Consider the following 26,219-nt stretch of genomic DNA (forward strand, 5'->3'; position numbering starts at 1 on the left):
CATTCGCTCATTCACCATTATGCTAAGGCCTGTCCTGATGCAGGGGCTGCTGCTTGCCGGGCTTCACATACTTGCGGAACCAGTCGGTGGCAAGCTGGGCCACCATTTCCAGGGCACCCGGTTCCTCGAACAGGTGGGTGGCATCGGGCACAATCTCTACATCTTTAATACACTGCATCTGGTTCTGCGCCTGTATATTCATTTCCAACACGGCTTCGTCCCTGCCGCCCACGATCAGCAATGTAGGTGACATCAGGTCGGGTAAAACGGTGTCGGCCAGGTCGGGCCGCCCGCCACGGCTTACCACGGCTTTTATGATGTCGGGGCCCACGGCTGCGGCAGCTCCAATGGCGGACGCGGCACCGGTGCTCGCTCCAAAGAAGGCGATATTTAAATCTTTTGTGCGGGGATCTTTCTGCACCCAGTACGTGGTGTCTATCAGGCGTCGGGTGAGTTTGGGAATATCAAACCGGTTGCTGTACTCCCGGTCTTCCTCCTCAGTGAGCAAATCGAAAAGCAGGGTGGCGAAACCCGAACGCTGCAGGTGCCCGGCCACAAAGCGGTTGCGGCTGCTGAGGCGGCTGCTGCCACTGCCGTGTGAGAAGATGATCAGTCCAAAGGCATTTTCCGGGATAACCAGATCGCCGATAAGCGCCACGTCCCCCAGCTCCAGGCGGACGCTCTCGTTAAATGTGTAGTTTGCCATAGCTTGTATAGGTATAATCACGGTAAAAACCTGAACACCTGTATACTTACCAGTACGACCGGGCATACCCAAAGTTCGAAAAGTATAACTCCCAGGTAGCCGCGCCACGTATCAGTGCATAAAGCAATGCCCGGAGCCATGCGTTATACTTTATCTATACTTGGATTACTGCTGCTGCTCACCTCCTGCGGCCCGGATGGCAAGCCCGGTATCCTGGGCAGGCTGAGGGTAGACTCGCTGGAGGCGGTACAGGAGGAGCCCCAGCGTGCCGAGCAACCCGAAACTCCCGATACAGCCGCTTTTGCAGCTGCCTTCAACCAGTTTTTCAATGCCCTTCAGTCCGGCGACACGGCGGCCCTGAACAGTTTTGTAGGAGCCGAACACGGACTCTGGCTCATAGAGCAGCCGGGAGCCGTGCCGGCTTACAGCCATTTTAGAAGTATAGAGCAGGTGCAGCGGAAGTACCAGCAACGGCCTTTTACAAGTATAAACCAGGAGGTAAAGGCATGCCAGCTGCAGCACCGCGACACCTTCCCCGGTTTTAATTGTGCCGATATGGACGGTGGCGCCACGGGCTTTGCCGAAGACGGCTGCTTTTATACGTTCAGCACCTCCGGTTTCCAAAGTACAGACATGTGGCAATACGCCGAGCTAAGCGAGCAGCAGGCGCAGCAGGTGCAAGAGCTACAGCAGCAGGTAGAGGCTACGGTGCTGCACACGGGCACCTCCTACCGCTTCCATTTCGGTTACCGCCACGGCCGCTGGCTGCTTCTGTTCGCTGACCTGCGCGTACCCTGCAGCGCCTGAGAAGAGTTTGGGAGTTGGGGAGTTAGAGAGTTGGGGAGTTTGGGAGTTAGAAAGTGATGGGGTTATACTTTGCTTAGCGTTCTGCAGCCTTCATCATATGAATCGGAAATAACGTATGCACGTACCAGTAAATCCATACTTTGATTACCAAGCCCATGCTCCACTTTCTAACTTTCTAACTAAAAAGCTGCAACGTATTGCATCTCTACAACTCTTAAACTCTCTAACTCCCCAACTCCTAAACTCCCAAACTCCCATGGCTTACTACCGACGCTTCGACTACCCTGCTCCCGACCCGGCTATACTTGCCAGGCTCACGGAACAGCAGCGCGAAATGCAGGAGCGCATCGTGCTTCAGAAACCGGCTTTCGATCTGAAGCTGATTGCCGGGTGCGACTCTTCTTTTATCGGCGAGGACACCATACTTTCTGCGTTTATCCTGCTAACCTACCCGGAGTTGGAGGTGGTGGAGAAAGTATGGCATGCCGGTTCGGTAGAGTTGCCCTACATCCCCGGCTTCCTGGCTTTCCGGGAGGCACCCAACCTGCTCAAGGCCTACGAAAAACTGCAGCAGAAACCTGACCTGATCATGGTGGACGGGCACGGCATTTCGCACCCGCGCCGCCTGGGCATTGCCACACACCTGGGCCTGCACCTGAACAAACCCACTATGGGCGTAGCCAAGAAAGTGCTGGTAGGTAAGTATAGAGAGCCCGCCGCAACGAAGGGCTCCATTTCGCCGCTAGAGTATAAAGGAGAGATTATAGCCAACGTGCTCCGCACCAAAGACAATATCAAGCCCGTCTTCGTCTCGCCGGGCCACCTGATGGACCTGGCATCCGCCACAGAGATTGCGCTAAACTGCGCCACCAAGTATAAACTGCCGGAACCTACCCGGCTGGCCGACCATTACGCGGCAGTGTTTAAAAGTGAAGTAAAATAAGCCGCTATAGCTTGATTCTGTCTCTGAAAGCCGGCAGCAGCATTGCCCTCCACATATCCCCTCCAAGTAATTAAGATTGAGCGACTTAGCGATCCAATCGCTATATTTATTTCCCCTATCCTTTTTCCTTCCAATTTCTACCTGGCCCTGTATACGCCGGCTTCCCGGCTGTAGCAATCCGATCCACGCTACCTCAAAGCCATCCTTAATGGCCATTGTTGGGCCTGAGGCCAAAAGAGACATCAATCATATTTCCCGCTGCCTATTGTCATCTTTTACGAGCGTATGGCCACCTACCTTTGTCATATCAAAATAACACAAATAGTATCAAAGGCCCTATAATCATAAAATCATGAAGACTCAAAAATTAACATCGCTACTGGTTGCCGCTGGCCTTTTTCTGGCAACCGGACTCAGCAACATGGTGCTTGCTCAGGATACATACAAACTTGCAGCTAAGCCGGTGCTAACCGTAATGGGCGGCTCCACAATACACGATTGGGAAATGACCTCCGCACAGTCTCAGGGAAAAGCGGTACTGCTGGTGGAAGGATCTACTTTGAAAAGCGTGAAATCGGCCAGTATAACCATGAAGACCGAGTCGCTGAAGAGCGGCAAGGACAAAATGAATGAGATTGCCTACGACGCCCTGAAAGCCAAGAAGTATGCAGACATCACCTTTACGCTGACCTCCTTTAAAAACCTGGACAGTAAAAAGGCGCAGGCAACCGGCAACCTGACCATTGCAGGAACTACCAGACCGGTCACTTTCAATGTGGAATCCAGCGTGAAGGGCGGATCCGTTTTTATGACAGGTGAAACCGCGATCAAATTCTCTGATTTCAACATTACACCGCCAACCGCATTACTGGGCACCGTCAAAACGACCAACGACCTTAAACTTGTCTTCCAGGTTAGCTTCCTGCCAACTGCTATTTAATTAACGAATCAAAAAAGATACTCTTTATTCCTCATACCATGAAAAAGCTCGCACTTTCTTTAAGTTTAATGCTAGGCTTAAGCTTAAGTTCATTCGCACAGGTCACATTTTCTGACATGCCTTATTGGAGACCTTATGATCAAAGAGGGCTCAACACTTTTGAAACAGGCAAAAAAGACACCACCGCTTTTGATGGCATCAAGGTTAGGTTAGGTGGCGGTTTTGCCCAGCAGTTCCAGGGGTTGCAGCACAAGAACACGGCAACGGCCAACATGCAAACACAGGGCAACGGCGAAGTTAACCTGAACCAACTCATGCCCATCGAGAATGGCTTCAACCTGGCATCGGCTAACCTGAACCTGGATGTGCTGCTCGCTGATGGCATCCGCTTAAACCTGATCACGTACCTCTCTTCCCGCCACCACTCTGAGGCTTGGGTGAAAGGCGGTTACATCCAGGTAGACAAAGCGGAATTCCTGAACAGCCCGCTGGTCGACAAACTGTTCGAAAACCTGACCCTGCGTGTAGGCCACATGGAAATTAACTACGGCGACGCGCACTTCAGAAGAACGGACAACGCCCATGCCCTGCAGAACCCGTTTGTAGGAAACTATATCATGGATGCCTTCACGACCGAAATTGGTGCCGAAGCGATCTTCCATTATAAAAACTTCCTGGCAGTAGGCTCTGTTACAGGTGGCGAAGTACAAGGCGGTATCCAGAACCCGGACCAGCGCAAGCCTTCTTTCATCGGTAAACTGGGCTACGACAACCAGCTAAACGAAGACCTGCGGGTAAGATTAACCGGCTCTGTGTACACGACTGCAGGCTCTGTAAGAAACACCCTATATGGTGGCGACCGTGCCGGCTCACGTTACTTCCTGGTAATGGACCCTGCTAAAGTGGCAAGCGGTGCCGCCGTAACCCCTGCTACGCACTTTACTTCCGGCCACATTAACCCGGGTTTAACAAACAGCCTTACCGCGATGGTGATCAACCCCTTCGTGAAGTTCCGCGGTCTGGAGTTCTTCGGTAACTTTGAGCAGGCCAAAGGCAAAGGCAGACTTGGCGCCAACGACGAGCCGGAGGACCGCACCTGGACACAGCTTGGAACTGACCTGGTGTACCGATTTGGCAGCAACGAGAATTTATACCTGGCTGGCCGCTACAATGTAGTGGAGGGACGCTTAGCACCTCTGGCCGCTACTCCAAACGTGCTAAACAATAAAGTAAACCTGGAGCGCGTGCAGGTAGGCGGTGGCTGGTTTGTAACCAAAAACATTGTTACCAAAGTAGAGTATGTGAAGCAGCAGTACAAAGGCTTTGCTCCTACCGATATCCGTCACGGCGGCGAGTTCGATGGCTTTATGATTGAAGGCGCTATCTCTTTCTAAATTATCACTACCATGTTTTCTGTAAGTATCTTTCTGGTTGCTGTCTCTATGCTGAGTGCCGTGGTGCTGCCTAAAAAAGAAGAGTTTGTTGTTATCAAAGGAAACAAGATAACCGTAGCTGCAGGCACTTCACTAGGCAATATAAACTGCGCCTACTCCAGCAGCAGCCAGAAAGATACACTCTTCCTGAACAGGCAGATTCCGCAGCGGGAAAGACTAAGGCTGGCCATACCTGTTAAAGATTTTAACTGTGGCAACCTGCTCCTCGACAAGGATTTTGCCAATACACTTAACGTAAAAGAGTACCCTTCCATTAAGATCGAACTGGTTAGGCTGGATAAGCAAAACAAAGATTACAAAGGGGCGCTCCAACTGGAGGTGGCAGGTAAGACAATCGTGCTAGACGATGTGCAGTTTCAAACCTGCGCTGCTAAAACCACGGACCTGCTGAAGAGCAACATCTGCCTGAACTTCTCTGAAATAGGCCTCGAAACACCTAAAAAGCTCGGCGGATTGTTTAAAGTGGAGGATGAGCTTCGGATTACAGTTGAGTTGCAGGTAAACAAGCAGCAGCCCAAAGCTTATGCGGAGTCAATTGCAACGTACAGAAGTCAATAGAACAGGCAACACCTGCAGCAAGTCGCAGTAGCTGGATTGCTTAGCAGAAAACATACCTTATAGCCCCGGGAGCAGTGCTTTCGGGGCTTTTTCATTCCTCAGGCACCAAAACTTCTCTCCTACTATCTATCGCCCATATAAACTATGGGAGGAGGGCCTCCTTCTTACCTGCCATTATGACCTGAACAATCCAAAAAAACAATTTCAACCTGACATAATTACATGCAAATCCCTGTAATACACCATTGGTGCACCCTTTGATGTTAGGCTCGTAGAACTTAAACCAAGGGGAAAATCAGTAGAGCGATGAACTTTAATAACTATACCATCAAAGCCCAGGAGGCCATTCAAAAGGCCACCGAGATAGCCGGCGGCAACCAGCAGCAGGCGATCGAGACCGGGCATATCTTAAAAGCCATACTGGAGACAGACGAGAACGTCACCAACTTCCTGCTCCAGAAACTCAACATCAACGGCAACATCCTGCACACCAAGCTCGACGAGATCGTGGCAGCTTACCCGAAAGTGAGCGGCGGCAGTCCGTACCTGGCTAATGATGCGGCAGCGGCCCTGCAGAAAGCCACTTCCTACTTAAAAGAATTCGGCGATGAGTATGTGGCCATCGAGCACATGCTGCTGGGGATACTGGCTGGTCGCGATAAGGTGGCTGGCTTGATGAAGGATGTTGGGTTTAATGAGAAGGACCTTAAAAAAGCGATCAAGGAACTACGCGGTGGTGCCAAGGTAACGGATCAGAACGCCGAAGCCAAGTATAACTCGCTCAAGCGCTATGCCCGTAACCTCAACGAGATGGCCCGCAGCGGTAAGATCGACCCGGTGATTGGTCGTGACGAAGAAATTCGCCGCGTGCTGCAGATCCTGAGCCGCCGCACCAAGAACAACCCGGTGCTGCTGGGTGAGCCTGGTGTGGGTAAAACCGCTATCGTGGAAGGTCTGGCGCAACGCATTGTATCCGGCGACGTGCCGGAAAACCTGAAGAACAAAACGCTGATGAGCCTGGACATGGGTCTGCTGGTGGCAGGTGCCAAGTATAAAGGCGAGTTTGAGGAGCGTCTGAAGGCGGTGATCAAAGAGGTGGTGGATGCCGAAGGCGAAATCGTATTGTTCATCGACGAGATCCATACCTTGATTGGTGCCGGTGCGGGTGGCGACAGCGCCATGGACGCCGCCAACCTGCTGAAGCCAGCTTTGGCTCGTGGCGAGCTGCATGCCATCGGTGCGACTACGCTGAAAGAGTATCAGAAGTATATCGAGAAAGACAAAGCCTTGGAGCGTCGTTTCCAGGCGGTAATGGTGGATGAACCAAGCGTACAGGATGCCATTTCCATACTGCGCGGTATCAAGGATAAGTATGAAGTACACCACGGGGTGCGCATTAAGGATGATGCCATCATTGCTTCCGTAGAGTTATCGAATCGCTATATTACCGACCGCTTTTTGCCGGACAAGGCCATTGACCTGATGGACGAAGCGGCGGCCAAGCTGCGCATTGAGATCGACTCGCTGCCGGTAGAACTGGACGAGATTCAGCGCCGCATCATGCAGCTGGAGATTGAGCGGGAGGCCATCCGCCGCGAAAACGACCGCGACAAAGAAGCTGTCCTTTCGAAAGAGATTGCTGAGTTATCCACCAAGCGCGATGACCTGAAAGCCAAGTGGCAGAACGAAAAACAGATCATCGAAGGCATCCAGAAAGAGAAAGAAAACATCGAAAACTATAAGCTCGAAGCCGAGCAGGCCGAACGCAGTGGCGACTATGGCCGCGTGGCGGAGCTGCGTTACGGCAAGATTCAGGAAGCGGAGGCGAAGCTGAAGGAGCTGCAGGAGCAGGTGCGCCAGATGCAGGGCGAGAATCCGATGCTGAAGGAGGAAGTGAACGCCGAAGACATTGCCGAAGTAGTGGCCAAGTGGACCGGTATACCGGTTAGCAAGATGCTGCAATCCGACCGCGAAAAACTGCTGCACCTGGAAGAAGAACTGGGCAAACGCGTAGCCGGTCAGGAAGAAGCGATAGAGGCTATTTCTGATGCGGTGCGTCGAAGCCGCGCCGGTATGCAGGACCCGAAGCGCCCGATCGGTTCGTTCATCTTCCTGGGCACGACCGGTGTGGGTAAAACCGAGCTGGCTAAAGCGCTGGCTGATTACCTGTTCAACGACGAAAACGCGATGGTGCGTATCGACATGAGCGAGTACCAGGAGCGCCATGCCGTGAGCCGTATGATCGGTGCACCTCCGGGCTATGTGGGCTACGATGAGGGCGGTCAGTTGACAGAAGCCGTGCGCCGCAAGCCCTACTCGGTGGTACTGCTCGACGAGATAGAGAAAGCGCACCCGGACGTGTTCAACATCCTGCTGCAGGTGCTCGACGACGGTCGCCTGACCGACAGCAAAGGCCGTGTGGTGAACTTCAAGAACACGATCATCATCATGACCTCGAACATCGGTTCGCACATCATTCAGTCTAATTTTGAGACCATGGATGAGTTCAACCACGACGAAGTGATCGAGCGTACCAAGGATGAAGTCTTCGAATTGCTGAAGAAGTCGGTAAGGCCGGAGTTCCTGAACCGAATTGATGAACTGGTGATGTTCCGTCCATTGAGCCGGGGCGATATCCGCAAAATTGTGCAGATCCAGTTCGGACACATCCAGGATCGCCTGGAAGAAGCCGGTATCCGCCTCATCGCGACTGACGAGGTACTGGATTACCTGGGCGAGCAGGGCTACGATCCGCAGTTCGGCGCACGTCCGCTGAAGCGCGTAATCCAGCGCCAGGTACTCAACGAATTGTCGAAAGAGATCCTGGCCGGCACCATCAGCAAAGACGCTGTAGTGGAGGCTGTGCTGGAAGGCGGCAAGATCAGGTTCAATAACATTGATGTGGAGATTCCGACCGACAAGTAAGTATAAGTTTAAAGTATAGCTGCAACCCCCGCTATTCCATTGGAGTGGCGGGGGTTTGTATTTTTCTACCGCGAGCTTTCAGCTCGTGGTTTTGCCTGAGGCCAGCTTTCAGCTGGCGAAAGTATAAAGAACAGATTACACCAGCTGAAAGCTGGCACTGTGGGGAACCACGAGCTGAAAGCTCGCGATAGGAGATCATTCTATCAAGATAACATCAACCAAGCCTTTTTTGCCAGCATAGTCTCTTGCGCTGCTGTAGAGGTACTCCCAGGGTTCTTCCACAAAACCAGCCTCAACAGGGTTCTGGTGCAGGTAGTCGAGGCGCTGCTGCATCATCTGGTTGGTGGATAATTCAATAGGGTGGTTATGGTGCTGCCAAAACTGAAAGGTCTCAATGTTTGGATTCAGCCTGCCAGCTCTCCGGAACATCCACAGCATCCTTTCCTTCCGGCTTTCCTGGTTATGCTCTTCTATTAGCTGAAGTATGGCCTTAGCTGTGTGCCGTTTCATATCCCGCATTATACCTTCGATGGGTTCTTTGTTGCTGCCTATAATTAAATGCACATGGCTGCTCATCAGGCACCAGGCATATACTTCCAGCCCTTTGTGTTTGATGCAGTACTGCAGGCTTTCTGTTACCACATCTTTATACTCCCGCCGTACAAACACATCCATCCAGTTCACGACAGCAAACGACACAAAGTATAACTTCGACTGGTCCCGGAATTTATAGTTGCGGCTCATGCCTTCCTTAACTGAACAGCAGAAAGTATAGTTACAGTTAACTATTCTCTACCGCGAGCTTTCAGCTCGTGGTGGTACATGATGCCAGCTTGTAGCTAGCGAAAGTATAAAGCAACGCTAGCGACAAGCTGGCCCCACATTCGTTCCAAGCCGGAAGCTTGAATTAGGCGTACTTATTTTATATTTTGCATAATCTATACTTTAAAGAAAATGCAAAACAAAGTTTATACTTTCCTCCTGCTCCTCGCCCTTTCCATACTTTCGGCCGAGGCTGCCAAAGTAGATACGCTGGTGATCCAGAGCCCCTCGATGCAGAAAACGCTGAAAGCAGGCGTGGTAACCCCGGACGGCCATCAGAAGAAAAAGAACGGCCCTTACCCGGTTTTATACTTGCTGCACGGCTACAGCGGCAATTTCAGCAACTGGCTGAAGAGCACCCCTCAGAAAGACCTGCTGCAGCAGATGGCCGATAAGTACCAGCTCATCATCGTTACCCCGGATGGCGGCTTCAGCAGCTGGTACTACGACAGTCCGGTAGACAAGGCCAGCCAGTACGAGACGTTCATCACGCAGGAGCTCCGGCAGGAGGTGGAAAGCAAGTATAAAACCATCAGCGACAGGAGCGGCCGATTCATTTCCGGCCTGAGCATGGGCGGGCACGGCGCTTTATACTTATCGTCGCGCCACCCGGATATCTATACAGCGGCCGGAAGTATGAGCGGCGCCCTGAATATAAACAGCATAGCACATGAAAACCTGCTCAAAAGTATAGAAGCGGTGCTGGGGCCAAAACCAGAGAACCAGGAGCTGTTTCGCCAGAGCTCCGTGGTGCACATGGTGCCGCAGCTAAAGGCCAGTGGCGTTAAGTTTATGATCGATTGCGGCGTGGATGACTTCCTGATAGAGGATAACCGCGAGCTGCACCGCCGCCTGGTGTACGAGAAGGTGCCCCACGAATACATCGAGCGCCCGGGCGCCCACACCTGGGCTTACTGGGGCGAGGCACTGGAGTATCACTTGCTGTTCTTCCAGAAAGTTCGGGCGGAGGCGCTGGCGCAGTAAGTAAATAAGTATAAAAACGCCCGCTGACCTTAATACCAGCGGGCGTTTCCGTTTCTATTCCTCCCCTGTCAGCACCCACTGCATGGCCTTCTCGCGCTCATGCAGCTCGTAATAGCGCACGCCTTTCTTCTTTACCGGGCTGATAAGGTTGGCCGCCCACTTCTGCCATACTTTCTCGCCCACCATCGCCACGCGATCGTACGCACGGCCATGCACCAGGTCGAACAGGGCATTTTCGAGCGCTGCGCCAGGCTTCACCCAGTTCAGGTTCACCATCTCGTAGTATAAACGGGCGGCGCCATATTGCTTCATCCGATCCCGGATCAGGTCGCGGTACAGATCAAAATCCTCGTTCGTCAGCTCACCGCTCACCCGCACGGCCAGCATATCGTCTTTTGTTTCGGGCAGGATCTCCAGCATGGCATTTATACTTTATCTAGTCCCTGAACACGATATTTACCGGCTTCTGCACCTGCCCCTCATGGCCGGTAGCCGCGAGTTTGCCGGTGGCTTTGTCTATTTTAAAAGAGGTGATGCTGTTGGAGCGTTCGTTGGCTACCAAAAGTATGTTTCCGGAGGGGTCGATGGCGAAATCGCGGGGCCAATCGCCGCCGGTGCTCATGTGCTGCACCGGTGTTAATTTGCTCCCGCCTTCCTCAAGCGCAAACACGGCTATACTGTTATGGCCCCGGTTAGAGGCATACAGGGACTTGCCATCAGCCGATACCTTAATGGCTGCGGGGAAACTATCGCCTTTAAATTCAGCAGGAAGCGTTGTCAGCGTTTGTTCTTCCGAGAACGTTCCTTTGCCAGCGTCATACTTCATTACTGTTACCATGGAGTTGAGTTCGTGCACCAGGTAGGCATACTTGCCGCTGGGGTGGAAAGCCATGTGGCGTGGCCCTGCCCCCGGCTCTGAAGTATAAGCTACCGCTGGTGAGTGCTGCACCAGCTTTCCGTCCTCTACTTTGTAAGCAAACACTTTATCTGCCCCCAGGTCCACAGCATAGACATACTTGCCATCTGGCGAGGGCGCAATATAATGGGCATGAGGCCCCTTCTGCCGCTCCTGGTTTGGGCCGGAGCCCTTGTGCTGCACCGCGCTTGGCTGGCCGAGCTGCCCGTTATCCTGCAGTGGCAGCGCTGCCACGTTGCCGCCACTGTAGTTGGCCACCAGCACCGTGTTATCAGCTATAGAGATATAGCACGGCGCGCCTCCCTCTGAGGGCATCTGGTTCAGCAGTTTCAGCTCTTTCCCGTCCTCTCCAACCTCAAAGGCACTCACAGCGCCGCTCTTTTTCCCCTCGAACTCCTGCGTCTCGTTCACCGCGTACAGATATTTGCCAGCGTCATCCAGCGTCAGGTACGAAGGGTTCTCTCCGGCCTTAAACCCGCTCTCGTGCGTCAGCTCGCCGGTTTCGGGGTTCAGGCTGTACAGGTGTATACTTTCCGCATCGGGTTTGGCATAGGTGCCCACGTATAGCTTAGTCGTTTTCATTGTTTGAGGTTCTGATGTTTCTGTAGCTACTGTATTTTGCGGCTCAGTAGTTTGGTTACAGCCAGCCAGCGCCAGTACCATACCGGCAAGTGCCAGTACTGTTGTGTTTACCAGCTTTCGCGGGTTTAGGTTAAAAAGCTTGTGCATTGTGTATAAGGTTTGAGGGTGATGCTTCTGTTAAAGGTATAAAATCCTGTCCAGGAAGTATAAGTACGGGAATTTTTCTGCCGGTGGTTTAAAGGATAAAAGAGCGCCATGTATAAGTGAACTATCGGGTCCAACCACCCCTGCCCCTCAGAGCTGCGCTCGCTACCTCCGACCTCTCGTTCTCGGTAGTCTAAGGAGAGGAATTTTCACCCCACCCCAGCCCTCCCCTAAAAACAGGGGAGGGAGTTTGTACTTGCTCCTTTCCCTGTCATCTCGAGTACTCTTGAGGCGGGAGCCGAAGAGAGCCAGCGTAGCTGTGAGAGATCTATCGGGAATTCTAATTAGATCTCTCCCAAAGGTCGAGATGATAGCAAGGGTGGGAGCTATCGAACCTGTTCCTATTCCTTGTCCAGAAAAGGATTATCATCCCCCTGCCCCCTTCCAAGGGGGACTTGGTTCAAGTTGCAAAGCAGTGGCTATCGAATCTGATCCCAGTCCTTGGGTTGAGCGCCTTCTATTGATGCGGTGCTGAGCTTGCTCAGCAGCCCGGAGCGACAGCGAGGAGCAGCTTCAATAGACAGTGCGATGCCAAAGGACGAGGCCTCCCGGCCTGGAGGGAGCCAAAGTATGAATTGAAACGAGCAGCTTGTAAGGCTGAGGATGAACGGAAGCTACAAAGTATAGCTTGTTTCAAGAAGCGGGAAGCGATGGCTAAGCGAAGGCACAAGCGGACGCGTGCGCCAGTGAAAGTTTAAAGTACAGCAGCAAGTATAAACTGAAGTATAAAAGTATAGCCAAAGGTAAATCAACGGCTCTTTCGGATTGCAAATCCGAAAGAGCGGAAATGAAGGAAGCAGCGGCTATGAGAGTATAGCCAAAGTATGAAGTATGGCTCTGCGAGCCAGTCGGGTTACAAACCCGACATCATAGAAGGCACGGGTTGCAAACCCGCACCAGCGATCGTGTGAAGAATAAACCAGCAAGTATAGCCCAAGTATAACTCAAACCAAAGTCATCAGCAGCTATAAAAATCATCGGATTCATAGCGGTAAATCGCTCCTTCATCGATTTACCTGCCACTGCTGCTGCTCTTCCCTGCCACAGCATTGCATATGTAGCTACAGATGCGTAATTTGCCACATAGCAGTATTTACATTTAAATATACTTGAGCGGTGTCATCTGTCTTTTCTACTTATATTGAGCTAGGCTTTAACCACATCTTTGATTTTAAAGCCTATGACCACATGCTGTTTTTGCTGGCTCTGAGCGCCATTTACACGCTGCAGGACTGGAAAAAAGTGCTTGCCCTGGTTACCAGCTTTACCATTGGCCACAGCGTTACGCTGGCACTGGCCACCCTGAACATCATCAGGTTCGACGCGGCCCTGATCGAGTTCCTGATTCCGGCCACCATTCTTTTCACCTGCATCATCAACTTCTTCAAGCTGAAAGGCGCAGCCTCCAAGCAGGGCACCGTCCTGTCGCTGCACAACCTGATGGCTGTTATATTTGGCCTGATCCATGGCATGGGTTTCTCCAACTTCCTGCGCCAAATGCTGGGACGCAACGGCAACATCTGGCAGCAGCTGCTGGCCTTTAACATCGGCATAGAGCTGGGGCAGTTGCTGATCGTGGGGGTACTTCTGCTGGCGGGCTTCCTGATCATGACGGTGTTCCGGGCCAAGAAGCGCGACTGGATCATGGTGCTTTCAAGCGCCGCAGCCGGTATTTCGCTCATCCTGATGATGGAAACGAACATATTCTAACCTTCATACTTTAAAACTCTAACATCGACTCACCCCTAACCTATACTTCATCACCTAACCAATACCACATGAGAAACCTTATAGCAGGCCTGGCCCTTGTTGGCTTAGTGGCAGGCCCGATGGCGGCACTGGCACAGGACACCAAGTTTGCCCAGCTGGGGCAGGAACTGCCAACGCCTAACGCCTACCGTACGGCCTCGGGCGCCCCGGGCCATCAATACTGGCAGCAGCGTGCCGATTACAACATCAAAGTTGAGCTGGATGACGCGAACCAGTCCATTACCGGCACCGAGACCATCACTTACACCAACAACTCGCCGGACGTGCTTTCTTACCTGTGGGTGCAACTGGACCAGAACATCTTTGAGCCTAACTCGATGAGCAACCTGACGCAGACGGCGGAGCTGAAGAAGGACATGTCGCTGCGCGCTGTGGAGTACATGACGCGCGAGAAGTTCGACGGCGGCTTTAAGATCAGCAAAGTGGCAGACCGTGGCGGCAAAGCGCTCTCCTATACCATCAACAACACCATGATGCGGATCGACCTGCCCACGCCGCTGAAGCCGAAGCAGAGCATTACTTTCAGCATCGATTGGAAAAACAACATCAACAACCAGAAAACATTGGGCGGCCGCTCGGGCTACGAGTATTTCCCGGAGGACGACAACTACCTCTACGAGATGGCCCAGTGGTTCCCGCGCATGGCCGTGTACGACGACGTGAACGGGTGGCAGCACAAGCAGTTTTTGGGCAGCGGCGAGTTTGCCTTGCCTTTCGGAGACTATAAAGTAAGCATCACCGTGCCTGCCGACCACGTGGTAGCCGCCACCGGCGAGCTGCAGAATGCCAGCCAGGTACTTTCCTCCACCCACCAGAAACGCTGGGCAGAAGCCGCCAAAAGCAACAAACCGGTGGTGATCGTGACGCAGGAGGAGGCCGAAAAAGCTGAGAAAACCAAGGCGAAGAACAAGAAAACCTGGGTATACTCCGCCGATAACGTGCGAGACTTTGCCTGGGCCAGCTCCCGTAAGTTTATCTGGGACGCCATGAACGTGAAAGTGGGTGGCAAGAACGTGCTCGCCATGTCCTACTACCCGAAGGAGGGCAACCCGCTATGGGGGCAGTACTCTACCGAGGCCGTGGCGCATACGCTGGAAGTATACTCCAGGCACACCATCGACTACCCTTACCCGGTGGCTATTTCGGTGCACGGCCCGGTGGGCGGCATGGAGTACCCGATGATCTCCTTTAACGGCTACCGCCCCGAGCCTGATGGCACCTACACCGACCGCCTGAAGTATGGTTTGATCTCGGTGATCATCCACGAGGTGGGCCATAACTTCTTCCCGATGATCATTAACTCGGATGAGCGCCAATGGACATGGATGGACGAAGGCCTGAACACCTTTATGCAGTACCTGGCTGAGCAGGAATGGGAGCGCACTTACCCATCGCGCCGTGGCGAACCGCAGGATATTGTGGAATACATGAAGAGCGCCAAGAATACACAGGTGCCGATCATGACCAACTCGGAGTCGGTGTTGCAGTTTGGCAACAACGCTTACGGCAAGCCGGCCACAGCCCTGAATGTTTTACGTGAAACAGTGATGGGCCGCGAGCTCTTCGACTATGCCTTTAAGGAATACGCTAAGCGCTGGGCCTTTAAGCACCCGATGCCTGCCGATTTCTTTAGAACGATGGAAGATGCCTCCGGCGTGGACCTGGACTGGTTCTGGAGAGGCTGGTTCTACACCACCGACCACACCGACATTGCCCTAGCGGACGTGAAATGGTATACGATCGACTCGCAGGATCCGGCTTTTGTAAACGCACAGCTGCGCGAGCAGCAGAACAAAGCGCCTAAAACCCTGTCGCAGCAGCGCAACCTGACCGATATCAAGAAAACACGTGTAGAACTGCGCCCTGAGCTGAATGACTTCTACAACACTTATGACCCGCTGGCTACCACTGCCGCCGACGAGCAGGCCTACCGCCAGTTCCTGGGCCAGCTGACGCCAGAGCAGAAGGAGAAGCTGAACTCCGGCCTGAACTTCTACGAGGTGAGCTTCGAGAACCTGGGTGGCCTGGTCATGCCGCTGATCGTGCGCATGGCGTATGAGGATGGTTCTGAGGAAGTGGTGAACATCCCGGCGGAGATCTGGCGCTACAACAACGACCAGATCACAAAGGTATTCATTACCGAGAAGCCGGTGGTAAGCTTTGAGCTGGATCCCTACCTGCAGACAGCTGACACGGACCTGTCGAACAACGCCTTCCCGCGCAAAGTGTCTCCATCCCGCTTCGAACTGTTCAAGCAGCAGAACACCCGCCTGAACCCGATGCAACGTGAGCGCACCCCAAGCAGCAGCAGTAGCAGCCAAAGCGGCAGCGGTCAGTAAGCTGTACTGAAGCCAACAAAAAAGCGCCTGCAGATGAGCTCTGCAGGCGCTTTTTTATTTCATACTTTTCAGGTGCTCATTTAAAACCACCACTATCTGACCGGGCATCAATCTGCCTCATACTTATCAATGAACTTGCGCCGGACCCTATCGCCGCGTCGCACGAACGGACGAATGATCAGGCGGGTGCCGTTTTCGTAGGTAAAGAACCTATAGGCCCAGTTGCTAAGCACCACCAGCTTGTTCCGGAAACCCACCAGCGCCATTACGTGCACGAACAGCCAGACAATCCAGGCAAAAAAGCCTCCAAAGTGCAGGTTGCCCGGCAAATCAGCCACGGCACGGTTACGACCAATGATCGCCAGGGAGCCCTTGTCTTTATACTTGAAAGGCTCCAGCGCCTCCCCGCGCAACAGGCGCGGCAGGTTCTTGCCCAGCAGCTTGCCTTGCTGAATGGCCGGCTGCGCCACGCCGGGGTGCCCCTTCGGGAACTCAGGCGTCTTCATAAAAGCAATGTCGCCAATGGCGAAGACATTATCGAAGCCCAGCACCTGGCTGTACTCGTTCACAAGGATGCGCCCCCGCTCTACCGATGTCTCCGGCAGACCATCCACCAGGGCCCCGGCCACACCGGCTGCCCAGATAAGCGTATTCGTTTTGATCTGCTCCCCGTTCTTTAGCGTCGCCACATCGCCGTCGTAGGAGCTGACCAGGGTGCCCAGGCGCATGTCCACGCCCAACTCCTTGAGGTATTTGTAGGTTTTCTCGCTTGCTTCCGCCGACATGGGCGGCAGCACACGGTCCATGCCTTCTACCAGGATGATGTTCATCTTGCCGAAGTCAAGGCCGGGGTAGTCGGTGGGCAGCACGTGGCTCCGCATCTCGGCGAGCGAGCCCGCCAGCTCCACCCCCGTCGGGCCAGCCCCCACAATCACGAAGTTCATGAGCGCCTGCCGCATTTCGGCATCTCTGGTCATGTTAGCCTGCTCAAAGCACTGCAGTATCTGGCTGCGCAGGTTTAGGGCCTCTGGCACCTGCTTGAGCGGGAAGGAGAACTTCTTGATCTGGTCGTTGCCGAAGTAGTTCGGTTTGGTGCCCGTAGCAATTACCAGGTAATCGTAGGAGATATCCCCGATCACTGTGGAAACAACCCTGGCTGTTGGGTCAACGCCCGTAACCTTCACCAACCTGAAATGGAAGTCCGGATACTTATCCGAGCCGAACATCTTGCGTAGCGGCTCGGCGATGGAGTCGGGCTCCAGACCGGCAGTGGCCACCTGGTAGAGGAGCGGCCAGAAACCATGGTAGTTCTGCCTGTCAAACATCACCACCTGGAAGTCCTTGTTGGGTAGCTTTTTGGCAAGGTTAATACCCCCGAAGCCTCCTCCAATAATAACGACGCGGGGCTTGGTAGAGTCAGGGATGTTAAGGGAGAGTTGTTCCGGTTCAAGCATAGTATATCTTGTTATGTATAGTAGTGGTATAAAGGTGCCTGCACATTATACTGGTATATACGCAAAACACCTTATGGCAACAAACGCATAGCGAAATTGTTCGTTGCCAAAACGGCCTCTGCTGTATGCAAAAGCCATAAATTATACTATACCTATACTTGCCGAAGCAAGTGCAGCATTGCACTTAAAATAAAGGAAATTTACTTATTGCCGTTAATAAGGCCGCGGAGCAGCTCCGGGATAGCCAGCATATTCACCGTAGGGGCCATAATACGGTTTTGCTGGTGCTGTATTTGCTGGTTTTGCCAGAAACGGTAGTTCTGCGCGTCGCTCATCGGGGTGATGCGGGCCAGCTCTTCCAGACGACGCGGGTCCAGGTCGCGGGTAATGATGGCATTGCCCCTGTCGGGTAGCCGTACGTTGGCCACGGCCTCCTTAAAATCACGCTCGGTTGGCCACGGGAATACCTCCACTGTGGGCAGTTCGGTTGGGTCCTCCTGCATCTGCATGATAATCGAGTAGCTCTGGCGCTCGTAGTTCTCAGGGATGATGAGGTACTGCGACTTAAAGCCCAGCGCAGCGAAAAGCACGCTGTCGCCAGCCAGCACCGGCATCGAGAAATAGCCGTAATCGTTGGTATAGGTGCCGCGGTTGGTGCCCGGCACGTAAACGCCTGCCCCTGCCACGCCATACAGGCTGTCGCCGGTGGCCACAAAGCCCGACAGCTGCACCACGCGCTGCTTACTTTGCGCCTGCGCCTGGTCGGGTGCCAGCAGCAGCAAAACCAGCGGGAGCCACAACCACTTCAGTATGTTAGGAAAGCGGACATGAAGTATGGCGGGAAAGATCATAGGATACAATTATACTTATTAATTCTTTTATAATAGCCACTTTTGGCTAAATTTGTTCAGGCTGCCCCTAGCCACCACCACTGCCCTATGAGACTAAAACACTTCAGCCTGGCCTTCGGGCAGCAGATCCTAAAGGCACTTGCCGACGAGTCCAGGCTCCGCATCCTGCACCTGATTCTGCGCAACCGCGAGATGTGCACCTCCGACCTGGAACAGGTGCTGGACTTTACGCAGACCAAGACCTCGCGCCACCTGGCTTACCTGCGCAATGCCGGGCTGGTAGCCCCCCGCAAGCTGGACCAATGGGTGTATTATGGTGTTAAGGAGGAGGCTGCCGACTTCGTGAACCAGATTTTCACCTACATGGAGCGCGACACGGCCCTGCAGAAAGACCTGGAAGTATACCATATTTTATACTCTAACCGCGAGCTGGCCGTTACAAAGCTGCAGAACCGCCGCTGGATACCTTCTTAAGAGGGCACGCAAAGTATAACTCCCGAACCAATGTTTTAGTATGGCAGTTCCACCGCGCGCCTTTACTTTCTCCTCCGTTCCCGAAACATCCGCCCTGCAATGGCGTTGTACTCTTACCTAAGCCCCTACTTATTTCCTTTATGAAGACCTACACACACATCCTCTTTGACCTGGACCATACTTTGTGGGATTTTGAGAAGAACTCAGAGGAGACCCTTTATACTTTATATGAGCAGTTTGAGCTGGCAAAGCACGGCAAGTTTACGTGCGACTCGTTCTACCGCAAGTATAAATTCGTGAATACCCGCCTCTGGGACCTCTATAACAGAGGCAGGATCTCGCAGCAGGAGCTGCGCCGGAGCCGCTTTGTGAAAACCCTGACCGGCCTGGGACTGGCCGAGCACGAGGTGCCCGAGGGTATCTCGGAGGCGTACATTGCGCTTTGCCCCACCAAAACGGCGGTGTTCCCCTATACCTACGACGTGCTGCAATACCTGCAGCCAAAGTATGGGCTCCACATCATCACCAACGGCTTCAAGGAGGTGCAGCAGGTAAAAATGAGCGCGGCTATGCTCCACGATTACTTCGGGGAGGTGGTTACCTCGGAGTGCTGCGGGTACAAAAAGCCGGACCAGCGCATGTTCCACCACCTGCTGGACCGGGTGAACGTGCGCCCCGAGGAGTGCCTGATGGTCGGCGACAACTACGAGTGCGACATTGAGGGCGCCCGCAGCGCCGGCATAGACCAGGTATACTTTAACCCCGAGAAGAGCAAGGCCCGCAAAAGGCCCAAGCCAACGTATGAGATCAGCTGCCTGAGCGAGCTGAAACGGATTCTATAAAAAATCAAAAAGGGCGATGGAAAACCACCGCCCTTTCTGTTTATACTTGGCTGTATACTTAGTCTTTAATGTCGGCTGCCGTTTCCAGCGACCTGAACTCGGACTGCAGCATTTTGATCTTGCCCTTGTCATCGGTGCCGAGTTCTTTTTCTACTGTCTCCTTGTGTGCGTTTAGCCTTTCCAGCACATTCTTGGCGTTTTGCCACTCTTCGTCACCCCAGGCGCCTTTCTGCTCGCGCACATTCTCCATAAAAGTGATGTAGGCCTGGCGCGTGTTAGCCGCCGTTATGGTGCTGATATCGGCAAACTCACCCAGCAGCTCCTGCTGCATGGGCAGCTTATCGTCTTGCAGGGTTACTACCACCGTCTCAGCTTTGGCAGATGTAAGGTTTGTAGCTTCGGCAGCAAAAGAAAAGCCTAAGGCTGCTGCCAACATTACTTTTGCGTACGTTTTATTCGATTTTTTCATAATTCTTAAAATTTGGTAACACAGCCGCTGCCTACAGGCAAGGGCCGGAACCTTATACGCAATAGAGTGCAATTTTTGTTACACTCAAGCTCCATATAAACTCAGCAAACCTTACCTTTTTACGTTATATTAAAGGATTTTGCACAAAAAAGCACGCACACCAGTGCAATTCTACTTAACAAAGGGACTTGTATCTTAACGCTTTCGCAACACATGGACGGCACACGATGAATGGTAAAAGCAAATCAGGTATTGACCTATACACAAAAGCCGTAGAAAAGTATACCTGATTAATCGGCTGGCATGAAATGATAAGCTGTAAACATGGCTGACATAAAAAAATATGGCCTACAGATTGCGTCCTGCAATCTGTAGGCCATAGTCAGTTCTGCCTCCTTACAGCTCCTGCTGCTACATGGAGCTTTGATTTTGCACGGTTATGGTATGCCCTCCCCGTCCTGCGGCATTGAAGACCCGTAGCTTCACTGCTCCGGTTGCCACAATAGGCTCGGTGTAGGCAGGGCTGGTTTTGGTTGGCTCTGTGCCGTCCGTCGTGTATCGGATGGTAAAGCCTGGGAACTGCACATTGGCCGCTACCTTTCCGTCTACCACCTTTGCACCCGCCGTCGGGATTCTGTACCCATACCCTCCTGCGAAGTGATCCAGCCGTGGCAGCTCCCGCTTACCTACCACGTTGATAAACTCAGACCAGGCCTGGCTGTAAAGCTTTTCGCTTGTTGCCGGGGCTTTTTCTTTGGCCCAGTCAGGGTCTTTCGCCCAGGCGCGCTCGGCCACGCCCAGCAGTTTGGGCAGCAGTTTATACTCGAAGTCTTCGGTGGTAATATTCGTCTCAGACCAGAGCGGCGCTTCAATGCCCACAATATTTGCCTTTCCTTTCTCCGTCAGTGCCTCCTTGCTCTTGATGATGGACCGGTCCAGCGGATTACCCTTATCATCCTCCTTCAGGTTGCGGAGGTAATCGTAGGGTATAAAGTAAAACGGTTTGTCGATGTCTACATAGCCGCCCCAGTAGAGGCCTGGCTCACTATAGGAAGGGTTATAGGCAAGGTCCAGGTAAAAGTGGGTCACCCCAGTCAGGATGACTTTATACCCGGCATTCGCCATGCGGTAAGCCAGGTCCTCGGCACCTGAGCCAGGATTGTTTTTCCATACATTCACGTGGAAGTTTTCAGAGGCGAACTGCTGGTTCGGCACCCAATTCACCTTTTCGTTCTTAACTTCTTTTCGCAGCCCTATTTCCTCCCAGCCCGACAGGTACAGGCCGCGCTCCTGCAGCATCTGGTTTACCTTGTCGAAATAGTAATACCACAGGTCGTCTGCGTTTTTAACCTTTGGGTTCTGGCTGATAAGACGCTGTACGGAGGGCGATTTCTCCCACACGCCTGCCGGCACCTCATCCCCCCCAAAGTGTATGGTGTGCAGTGGCGCTTCTGCCTCTTTATACATGCTCCTGATCTCATCCACCACTGTCTCCAGGAAGTTGTAGGTAGAAGGCAGCGACACATCCATGATGTTGTCGTTCCAGCCCTGCACCGAGCGGTAAACCGACTTATCGTTCAGGTCGCGCAGCAGGTAGCGTTCCGCTTCCTCCTTCTTACCCTCGTCCATCAGTTTCATGTAGCGGGCATCCATGGCCTTTATGGCAGCCCTGGCGTGGCCCGGAGTCTCAATCTCCGGGATCACCTCGATGTGGCGGTCGCGCGCATACTGGAGTATCTCGATAAAGTCTTCCCTGCTGTAAAAGCCCGTGCCTGCTTTATTGCTTGCATCCGGGCCGGAGCCGTAAGAAGGCACAATGCTGCTTCTGCCATCGGTAGTATGGGCACGCGTGCCGCCCACAGCGGTAAGCTCCGGCAACGGACGAATTTCAAGGCGCCATCCCTCGTCCTCGCTGAAGTGGAAATGCAGCTTGTTCATCTTGTACAGGGCCATCACGTCCAACACCTTCAGCACCTCCGCCTTAGGCTGAAAGTTGCGGGCCATGTCCATCATGAAACCTCTGTACCCAAAGCGCGGGGCGTCCTTCACTTCTACGCCTGCCACTTCTACAGTAGCTGCCTTGCCCGCGTAAGCGGTAGCCGGCAGCAGCGTTTTAAGCGACTGCACACCGTAGAAAGCGCCGGCAGGTGAGGAAGCGGTGATCTCTATCCGCTCCGGGTTTACACTTAATGTATACTCTTCTGCTCCCATGCCAGGCTTTTTCCTGAGAAAAATTGCCTTGCCGGTAGCACTGCTCTGTACGGCAGGTTTCTGCCCCAAGGCTGTAGCCAGTACCGTTGACAGGTGCTCGGCTTCTCTTCTGAAGGCTGCATCGGCTACCACACTTACCTTTGCGTCTACAATAAAAGGCTTTCCTTTTTCCTGGTACGAAACCGGAGTCGGGAAAACTTTGGTCAGCGCTGTCGCCGGCAGGTCCTGTATAGCGGCATTAGCCTCATAAACCTTCGCTGCGAACTGTTGCGTGGCCTCCTCGAAGTGCTTACCCGGCTCAATTTCCAGCGAAACAGGAATGCCTTTCCCCGGCTCCGCATCATAAACGATATAGAACCCTCTAGGGAAGTTGGAGACATTGCGGACAGCGCGGCCCAGCACCTCTACTGTACCCGACGCACCAGGCGCTATTGCCTCGAACTCGGGCCCCGGCGCCAGGAAGTGCAGGTCGCCGTTGAAGTGCTCTATGGTCGCCACCGTAGAATCAGCCGCTTTCAGTGCGCCTCCGTTAAAATAGAGCTTCCACCCTTTGGCAGGCAGTGCCTCCTGACCGTTATTGGTGATCGTTAATACCGACCGGGATTGCCCCCTGTTCTGGTATTGGTTTTCGGCCAGCTCTAACTTCAGGCTCAGGCCCTGCGCTTCTGCCCCCGTTTCACTGGCAGCCGACACGGCAGTGGTATCCGAGGAAATCTGGGAGCAACTCATAAGCATGGCCTGGGCGAGCAGCCATACTCCTACGGTTAGTTTTTTCATATCTTCTGTTTGTATAAGACCAAGTGGACAATGCGTCACTTACTCGCTATCAATTTATAAATAATTTAGAGATATAATAAAATAGGTATAGCTAGATTTAGCAACACCAGGCAGAAAGTATAGCCACGACACCTGCTGCGCTTACGGAAGCCATCCTTACGCATGCCCAAGGTATAATGCCACACCCCGGCTAAAGCTCTCGCCGGTTCATGCCAAAAAATCAAATAATAAGCCTTATCTTTGTCTAGATGGCCTTCAGGGGCCGTATTTAAAGTATACACATTTAATTCTGAATCTGTAACGATATACGTAATGGCAACCGGATTTTTTAGAGTACCTACCCCAGTAAATGAGCCTGTAAAATCGTATGCACCGGGCTCCCCGGAGCGCGAGGAACTACAGCGCACCTATAAAGAACTGAAGTCGCAGCAGTTGGATGTGCCCATGTACATCGGCGGCGACAAGGTGTACACCGACAACAAGAAGCCCCTGGTGCAGCCGCACGACCACCAGCACATACTTGGTCACTTCAGCGAGGGCGACGCGTCTCACGTGGAACAGGCGATAAACGCGGCGCTTGCCGCACGCGAGGCTTGGGCCGCTATGGGCTGGGAACACCGCATCAGCATTTTCCTGAAGGCTGCTGAGCTGCTGGCCGGCCCCTGGAGAGCAAGATTGAATGCCGCTACCATGCTGGGCCAGTCCAAGAACGCCTACCAGGCCGAGATCGACTCTGCCTGCGAGCTAGTCGACTTTTTGCGCTTCAACGCCGAGTATGCTACCGAGATTTACCACATGCAGCCGGAGTCATCGCCGGGCGTTTGGAACCGCATGGAGCACCGCCCACTCGAAGGCTTTGTATTTGCGCTCACGCCATTTAACTTCACGGCTATCGCCGGCAACCTGCCTTCTTCTGTGGCCATGATGGGCAACGTGGTGGTTTGGAAACCTGCCAACACGCAAATTTACGCTGCCCAGATGATCATGGAGCTGTTCCGCGAAGCCGGCCTTCCGGATGGCGTGATCAACCTGGTGTACGTGGACGGCCCAACGGCCGGAGACGTGATCTTCAACCACGCTGACTTTGCCGGCATCCACTTTACGGGCAGTACCGGCGTGTTCCAGAACATCTGGAAAACGATTGGCAACAACATCCACAAGTATAAGACATACCCACGCATCGTAGGCGAGACCGGCGGCAAGGACTTCATACTTGCCCATAAGTCTGCCGATGCCAAGGCACTGGCTACGGCCATCTCGCGCGGCGCGTTTGAGTTCCAAGGCCAGAAGTGCTCCGCGGCCTCGCGTGCCTACATTCCGAGCAACCTGTGGGACGAGGTACGAGAATATGTGATCGAAGACCTGAAGACGTTTAAAATGGGCGCGCCAGAGGACTTCGGCAACTTCATCAACGCCGTGATCGACGAGAAGTCGTTCGACAAGATTGCCCGCTACATCGACAATGCCAAAGAGAGCAACGAGGTAGAGGTAATCGCCGGCGGCAACTACGACAAGTCGAAAGGCTACTTCATCGAGCCAACTGTGCTGCTCTCGCACAACCCGCAGTACATTACCATGTGCGAGGAGATCTTTGGCCCGGTGATCACGCTCTACGTGTATGATGAGGACAACTTCGAAGACACCGTGGAGTTGGTGAACGCCACCTCGCCGTACGCCCTGACCGGTGCTATCTTCAGCCAGGACCGCTACATCGTAGAATATGCCACCAAGCGCCTGGACCAGGCGGCCGGCAACTTCTACATCAACGACAAGCCAACCGGCGCCGTGGTGGGCCAGCAGCCGTTCGGCGGCGCCCGTGCCTCCGGCACCAACGACAAGGCCGGCTCTATGCTGAACCTGCTGCGTTGGGTGTCTGCCCGTTCTATCAAGGAGACCTTTGTACCGCCGGTGGATTACCGTTACCCGTTCCTGGGCGAGAACAAGTAAGCCATACTTTCTAAGTAGCTATAACAGAGGCCACGCCCCAAAAGGGCGTGGCTTTTTATTTGCACCTGCAGTTCCTCCATGGTTAAAAATATTGTTTTAACTTTATTTTCTGAGAACTTCCCGGCTATGCGGCTTTTAAGCCTTTTACACTTGGCTTATACTTTTGATTAATGGCTATTTATACCTAATTTTGCTCCCAAATCTTAAGAAAGCGACACAGTGTTATGGAACCATCTGTAAATCAGTATTTACCGTCGGATTACCTGCCAATTTTTATCCAGTTTGCGGCTGCACTCGGGTTTGTGATTTTTGCACTGGTACTGACACACCTGCTGGGCCCCAAGAGAACCAGTGCCGTAAAGGGCGCCGCCTGGGAAAGCGGCATCGAGTCGGTGGGAGATGCCCGTACGCCTATTTCCTACAAGTACTTTATCACGGCCATCCTGTTCGTGCTGTTCGACGTGGAGATCATTTTCATGTACCCCTGGGCAGTAAACTTCCGCGAGTATGGCCTGGATTTCTTCTTCCCAATGCTCATCTTCCTGGGCGTGTTGCTGGCAGGCTTCTTTTACGAGATCAAGAAGGGCATTCTTAAGTAGACTACGAATATTAAACTTTTGAGAATTAACCGTTGTTCTGTAGCAGGTTTATACCATACTTTCAGTACAACAAAATAATCTCGACATGAGCGATACGAATAAAGATATAATGATGGCCGAGGCCCCCGAGGGCATTTCCGGCGCGGGTTTCTTTGCCACTTCGTTAGAGAAAGTGATAGGCCTTGCCCGCAAGCATTCGCTGTGGCCGTTGCCGTTTGCCACCTCCTGCTGCGGTATTGAGTACATGGCCACCATGGGCGCCAACTATGACATTTCCCGCTTCGGCTCGGAGCGCCCGAGCTTCTCGCCCCGCCAGGCCGACATCCTGATGGTGATGGGAACCATCGCCAAGAAGATGGGCCCGGTGGTGAAGCAGGTGTACGAGCAGATGGCCGAGCCGCGCTGGGTGATTGCCGTGGGTGCATGCGCCTCTTCCGGCGGTATCTTCGACACCTACTCTGTGCTGCAGGGTATCGACCGCGTAGTGCCGGTGGATGTATACGTGCCGGGTTGCCCGCCGCGCCCCGAGCAGATACTCGATGGTTTGATGCGCGTGCAGGAACTGGCCGAAAGCGAATCGCTTCGCCGCCGCGACTCTCCGGAATATCAGGCACTCTTAGCCTCTTACAACATTAAATAAGCAGC

At 53.3% G+C, this 26,219-nt stretch carries 22 protein-coding genes; 14 read left to right on the top strand and 8 right to left on the bottom strand.

Annotated elements, in window-relative coordinates; translation table 11 throughout:
* Positions 1–22: 22 nt before the first annotated feature.
* Positions 23–706 carry a dienelactone hydrolase family protein gene (locus OH144_RS14715; protein ID WP_266203036.1) on the bottom strand — a complete coding sequence of 228 codons (684 nt, stop codon included), beginning with the start codon at positions 704–706 and terminating at the stop codon, positions 23–25.
* A 126-nt stretch (positions 707–832) separates the two neighbouring features.
* Between OH144_RS14715 and OH144_RS14720 the strand changes: the two genes are divergently transcribed.
* The 6 genes from OH144_RS14720 (at position 833) to clpB (ending at position 8,333) form a co-directional block, all read left to right on the top strand.
* Positions 833–1,513 carry a hypothetical protein gene (locus OH144_RS14720; protein ID WP_266203037.1) on the top strand — a complete coding sequence of 227 codons (681 nt, stop codon included), beginning with the start codon at positions 833–835 and terminating at the stop codon, positions 1,511–1,513.
* 256 nt (positions 1,514–1,769) lie between these two features.
* Complete coding sequence (nfi, locus tag OH144_RS14725; RefSeq protein WP_266203038.1) at positions 1,770–2,456, top strand: deoxyribonuclease V; 687 nt, start codon at positions 1,770–1,772, stop codon at positions 2,454–2,456.
* A gap of 352 nt (positions 2,457–2,808) precedes the next feature.
* On the top strand, positions 2,809–3,396 hold the full coding sequence (locus OH144_RS14730; RefSeq protein WP_266203039.1) for a YceI family protein: 588 nt from the start codon (positions 2,809–2,811) through the stop codon (positions 3,394–3,396).
* A gap of 38 nt (positions 3,397–3,434) precedes the next feature.
* Positions 3,435–4,790 carry a hypothetical protein gene (locus OH144_RS14735; protein WP_266203040.1) on the top strand — a complete coding sequence of 452 codons (1,356 nt, stop codon included), beginning with the start codon at positions 3,435–3,437 and terminating at the stop codon, positions 4,788–4,790.
* Between the two features lie 12 nt (positions 4,791–4,802).
* Positions 4,803–5,408, top strand: coding sequence for a YceI family protein (locus tag OH144_RS14740; RefSeq protein ID WP_266203041.1), 606 nt, complete (start codon positions 4,803–4,805; stop codon positions 5,406–5,408).
* A 306-nt stretch (positions 5,409–5,714) separates the two neighbouring features.
* Positions 5,715–8,333, top strand: coding sequence for an ATP-dependent chaperone ClpB (gene clpB, locus OH144_RS14745; RefSeq protein ID WP_266203042.1), 2,619 nt, complete (start codon positions 5,715–5,717; stop codon positions 8,331–8,333).
* 195 nt (positions 8,334–8,528) lie between these two features.
* Here clpB and OH144_RS14750 read toward each other — a convergent pair whose 3' ends face one another.
* Entirely contained in the window at positions 8,529–9,077 is a 549-nt protein-coding gene (locus OH144_RS14750; RefSeq protein ID WP_266203043.1) for an REP-associated tyrosine transposase, read from the bottom strand.
* A 210-nt stretch (positions 9,078–9,287) separates the two neighbouring features.
* On the opposite strand from OH144_RS14750, the gene OH144_RS14755 reads away from it, so the two are divergent.
* Positions 9,288–10,139: an alpha/beta hydrolase gene (locus OH144_RS14755; protein ID WP_266203044.1), complete on the top strand. Its 852-nt coding sequence runs from the start codon at positions 9,288–9,290 to the stop codon at positions 10,137–10,139.
* 54 nt (positions 10,140–10,193) lie between these two features.
* Here OH144_RS14755 and OH144_RS14760 read toward each other — a convergent pair whose 3' ends face one another.
* Together OH144_RS14760 and OH144_RS14765 are read right to left on the bottom strand one after the other, a co-directional pair.
* The gene (locus tag OH144_RS14760) at positions 10,194–10,559 is read right to left on the bottom strand and encodes a SpoIIAA family protein (RefSeq protein WP_266203045.1); all 366 of its coding nucleotides are present in this window, start codon (positions 10,557–10,559) and stop codon (positions 10,194–10,196) included.
* Positions 10,560–10,575: 16 nt separating this feature from the next.
* Complete coding sequence (locus OH144_RS14765; RefSeq protein ID WP_266203046.1) at positions 10,576–11,637, bottom strand: lactonase family protein; 1,062 nt, start codon at positions 11,635–11,637, stop codon at positions 10,576–10,578.
* Between the two features lie 1,320 nt (positions 11,638–12,957).
* Between OH144_RS14765 and OH144_RS14770 the strand changes: the two genes are divergently transcribed.
* Together OH144_RS14770 and OH144_RS14775 are read left to right on the top strand one after the other, a co-directional pair.
* Positions 12,958–13,551, top strand: coding sequence for a HupE/UreJ family protein (locus OH144_RS14770; RefSeq protein ID WP_266203047.1), 594 nt, complete (start codon positions 12,958–12,960; stop codon positions 13,549–13,551).
* Between the two features lie 68 nt (positions 13,552–13,619).
* The gene (locus OH144_RS14775) at positions 13,620–15,950 is read left to right on the top strand and encodes a M1 family metallopeptidase (RefSeq protein WP_266203048.1); all 2,331 of its coding nucleotides are present in this window, start codon (positions 13,620–13,622) and stop codon (positions 15,948–15,950) included.
* 107 nt (positions 15,951–16,057) lie between these two features.
* Here the strand turns inward: OH144_RS14775 and OH144_RS14780 are convergent, their stop codons facing one another.
* Entirely contained in the window at positions 16,058–17,404 is a 1,347-nt protein-coding gene (locus OH144_RS14780; protein ID WP_266203049.1) for an NAD(P)/FAD-dependent oxidoreductase, read from the bottom strand.
* A 200-nt stretch (positions 17,405–17,604) separates the two neighbouring features.
* Positions 17,605–18,255 carry a carboxypeptidase-like regulatory domain-containing protein gene (locus OH144_RS14785; RefSeq protein WP_266203050.1) on the bottom strand — a complete coding sequence of 217 codons (651 nt, stop codon included), beginning with the start codon at positions 18,253–18,255 and terminating at the stop codon, positions 17,605–17,607.
* An 87-nt stretch (positions 18,256–18,342) separates the two neighbouring features.
* Between OH144_RS14785 and OH144_RS14790 the strand changes: the two genes are divergently transcribed.
* Positions 18,343–18,729 carry an ArsR/SmtB family transcription factor gene (locus OH144_RS14790; protein ID WP_266203051.1) on the top strand — a complete coding sequence of 129 codons (387 nt, stop codon included), beginning with the start codon at positions 18,343–18,345 and terminating at the stop codon, positions 18,727–18,729.
* A gap of 140 nt (positions 18,730–18,869) precedes the next feature.
* Positions 18,870–19,571 carry a YjjG family noncanonical pyrimidine nucleotidase gene (locus tag OH144_RS14795; RefSeq protein WP_266203052.1) on the top strand — a complete coding sequence of 234 codons (702 nt, stop codon included), beginning with the start codon at positions 18,870–18,872 and terminating at the stop codon, positions 19,569–19,571.
* Between the two features lie 58 nt (positions 19,572–19,629).
* Here the strand turns inward: OH144_RS14795 and OH144_RS14800 are convergent, their stop codons facing one another.
* Together OH144_RS14800 and OH144_RS14805 are read right to left on the bottom strand one after the other, a co-directional pair.
* Complete coding sequence (locus OH144_RS14800) at positions 19,630–20,040, bottom strand: hypothetical protein (protein WP_266203053.1); 411 nt, start codon at positions 20,038–20,040, stop codon at positions 19,630–19,632.
* A 411-nt stretch (positions 20,041–20,451) separates the two neighbouring features.
* Positions 20,452–23,028: a family 20 glycosylhydrolase gene (locus OH144_RS14805; RefSeq protein ID WP_266203054.1), complete on the bottom strand. Its 2,577-nt coding sequence runs from the start codon at positions 23,026–23,028 to the stop codon at positions 20,452–20,454.
* A 312-nt stretch (positions 23,029–23,340) separates the two neighbouring features.
* Between OH144_RS14805 and pruA the strand changes: the two genes are divergently transcribed.
* The 3 genes from pruA to OH144_RS14820 all read left to right on the top strand — a co-directional run bounded on the left by pruA (position 23,341) and on the right by OH144_RS14820 (position 26,214).
* Positions 23,341–24,975, top strand: coding sequence for an L-glutamate gamma-semialdehyde dehydrogenase (gene pruA / locus OH144_RS14810; protein WP_266203055.1), 1,635 nt, complete (start codon positions 23,341–23,343; stop codon positions 24,973–24,975).
* Positions 24,976–25,199: 224 nt separating this feature from the next.
* Positions 25,200–25,574, top strand: a complete 375-nt coding sequence (locus OH144_RS14815) for an NADH-quinone oxidoreductase subunit A (RefSeq protein WP_266203056.1) — start codon at positions 25,200–25,202, stop codon at positions 25,572–25,574.
* Between the two features lie 85 nt (positions 25,575–25,659).
* Complete coding sequence (locus tag OH144_RS14820) at positions 25,660–26,214, top strand: NADH-quinone oxidoreductase subunit B (RefSeq protein WP_323134733.1); 555 nt, start codon at positions 25,660–25,662, stop codon at positions 26,212–26,214.
* Positions 26,215–26,219: the final 5 nt, after the last annotated feature.

Source organism: Pontibacter kalidii, from assembly GCF_026278245.1.
GTDB lineage: Bacteria > Bacteroidota > Bacteroidia > Cytophagales > Hymenobacteraceae > Pontibacter > Pontibacter kalidii.

What these genes read in the sequence shown, in the direction of transcription:
- OH144_RS14760 (WP_266203045.1), bottom strand. Translation starts at nt 10,559, where the DNA reads ATGCTGGAGATCCTGCCCGAAACAAAAGACGATATGCTGGCCGTGCGG.
- OH144_RS14815 (WP_266203056.1), top strand. Translation starts at nt 25,200, where the DNA reads ATGGAACCATCTGTAAATCAGTATTTACCGTCGGATTACCTGCCAATT.
- pruA (WP_266203055.1), top strand. Translation starts at nt 23,341, where the DNA reads ATGGCAACCGGATTTTTTAGAGTACCTACCCCAGTAAATGAGCCTGTA.
- OH144_RS14820 (WP_323134733.1), top strand. Translation starts at nt 25,660, where the DNA reads ATGAGCGATACGAATAAAGATATAATGATGGCCGAGGCCCCCGAGGGC.
- OH144_RS14715 (WP_266203036.1), bottom strand. Translation starts at nt 706, where the DNA reads ATGGCAAACTACACATTTAACGAGAGCGTCCGCCTGGAGCTGGGGGAC.
- OH144_RS14780 (WP_266203049.1), bottom strand. Translation starts at nt 17,404, where the DNA reads ATGCTTGAACCGGAACAACTCTCCCTTAACATCCCTGACTCTACCAAG.
- OH144_RS14795 (WP_266203052.1), top strand. Translation starts at nt 18,870, where the DNA reads ATGAAGACCTACACACACATCCTCTTTGACCTGGACCATACTTTGTGG.
- OH144_RS14805 (WP_266203054.1), bottom strand. Translation starts at nt 23,028, where the DNA reads ATGAAAAAACTAACCGTAGGAGTATGGCTGCTCGCCCAGGCCATGCTT.
- OH144_RS14765 (WP_266203046.1), bottom strand. Translation starts at nt 11,637, where the DNA reads ATGAAAACGACTAAGCTATACGTGGGCACCTATGCCAAACCCGATGCG.
- OH144_RS14740 (WP_266203041.1), top strand. Translation starts at nt 4,803, where the DNA reads ATGTTTTCTGTAAGTATCTTTCTGGTTGCTGTCTCTATGCTGAGTGCC.
- OH144_RS14775 (WP_266203048.1), top strand. Translation starts at nt 13,620, where the DNA reads ATGAGAAACCTTATAGCAGGCCTGGCCCTTGTTGGCTTAGTGGCAGGC.
- OH144_RS14750 (WP_266203043.1), bottom strand. Translation starts at nt 9,077, where the DNA reads ATGAGCCGCAACTATAAATTCCGGGACCAGTCGAAGTTATACTTTGTG.
- OH144_RS14755 (WP_266203044.1), top strand. Translation starts at nt 9,288, where the DNA reads ATGCAAAACAAAGTTTATACTTTCCTCCTGCTCCTCGCCCTTTCCATA.
- OH144_RS14720 (WP_266203037.1), top strand. Translation starts at nt 833, where the DNA reads ATGCCCGGAGCCATGCGTTATACTTTATCTATACTTGGATTACTGCTG.
- OH144_RS14730 (WP_266203039.1), top strand. Translation starts at nt 2,809, where the DNA reads ATGAAGACTCAAAAATTAACATCGCTACTGGTTGCCGCTGGCCTTTTT.
- OH144_RS14735 (WP_266203040.1), top strand. Translation starts at nt 3,435, where the DNA reads ATGAAAAAGCTCGCACTTTCTTTAAGTTTAATGCTAGGCTTAAGCTTA.
- clpB (WP_266203042.1), top strand. Translation starts at nt 5,715, where the DNA reads ATGAACTTTAATAACTATACCATCAAAGCCCAGGAGGCCATTCAAAAG.
- nfi (WP_266203038.1), top strand. Translation starts at nt 1,770, where the DNA reads ATGGCTTACTACCGACGCTTCGACTACCCTGCTCCCGACCCGGCTATA.
- OH144_RS14800 (WP_266203053.1), bottom strand. Translation starts at nt 20,040, where the DNA reads ATGAAAAAATCGAATAAAACGTACGCAAAAGTAATGTTGGCAGCAGCC.
- OH144_RS14790 (WP_266203051.1), top strand. Translation starts at nt 18,343, where the DNA reads ATGAGACTAAAACACTTCAGCCTGGCCTTCGGGCAGCAGATCCTAAAG.
- OH144_RS14785 (WP_266203050.1), bottom strand. Translation starts at nt 18,255, where the DNA reads ATGATCTTTCCCGCCATACTTCATGTCCGCTTTCCTAACATACTGAAG.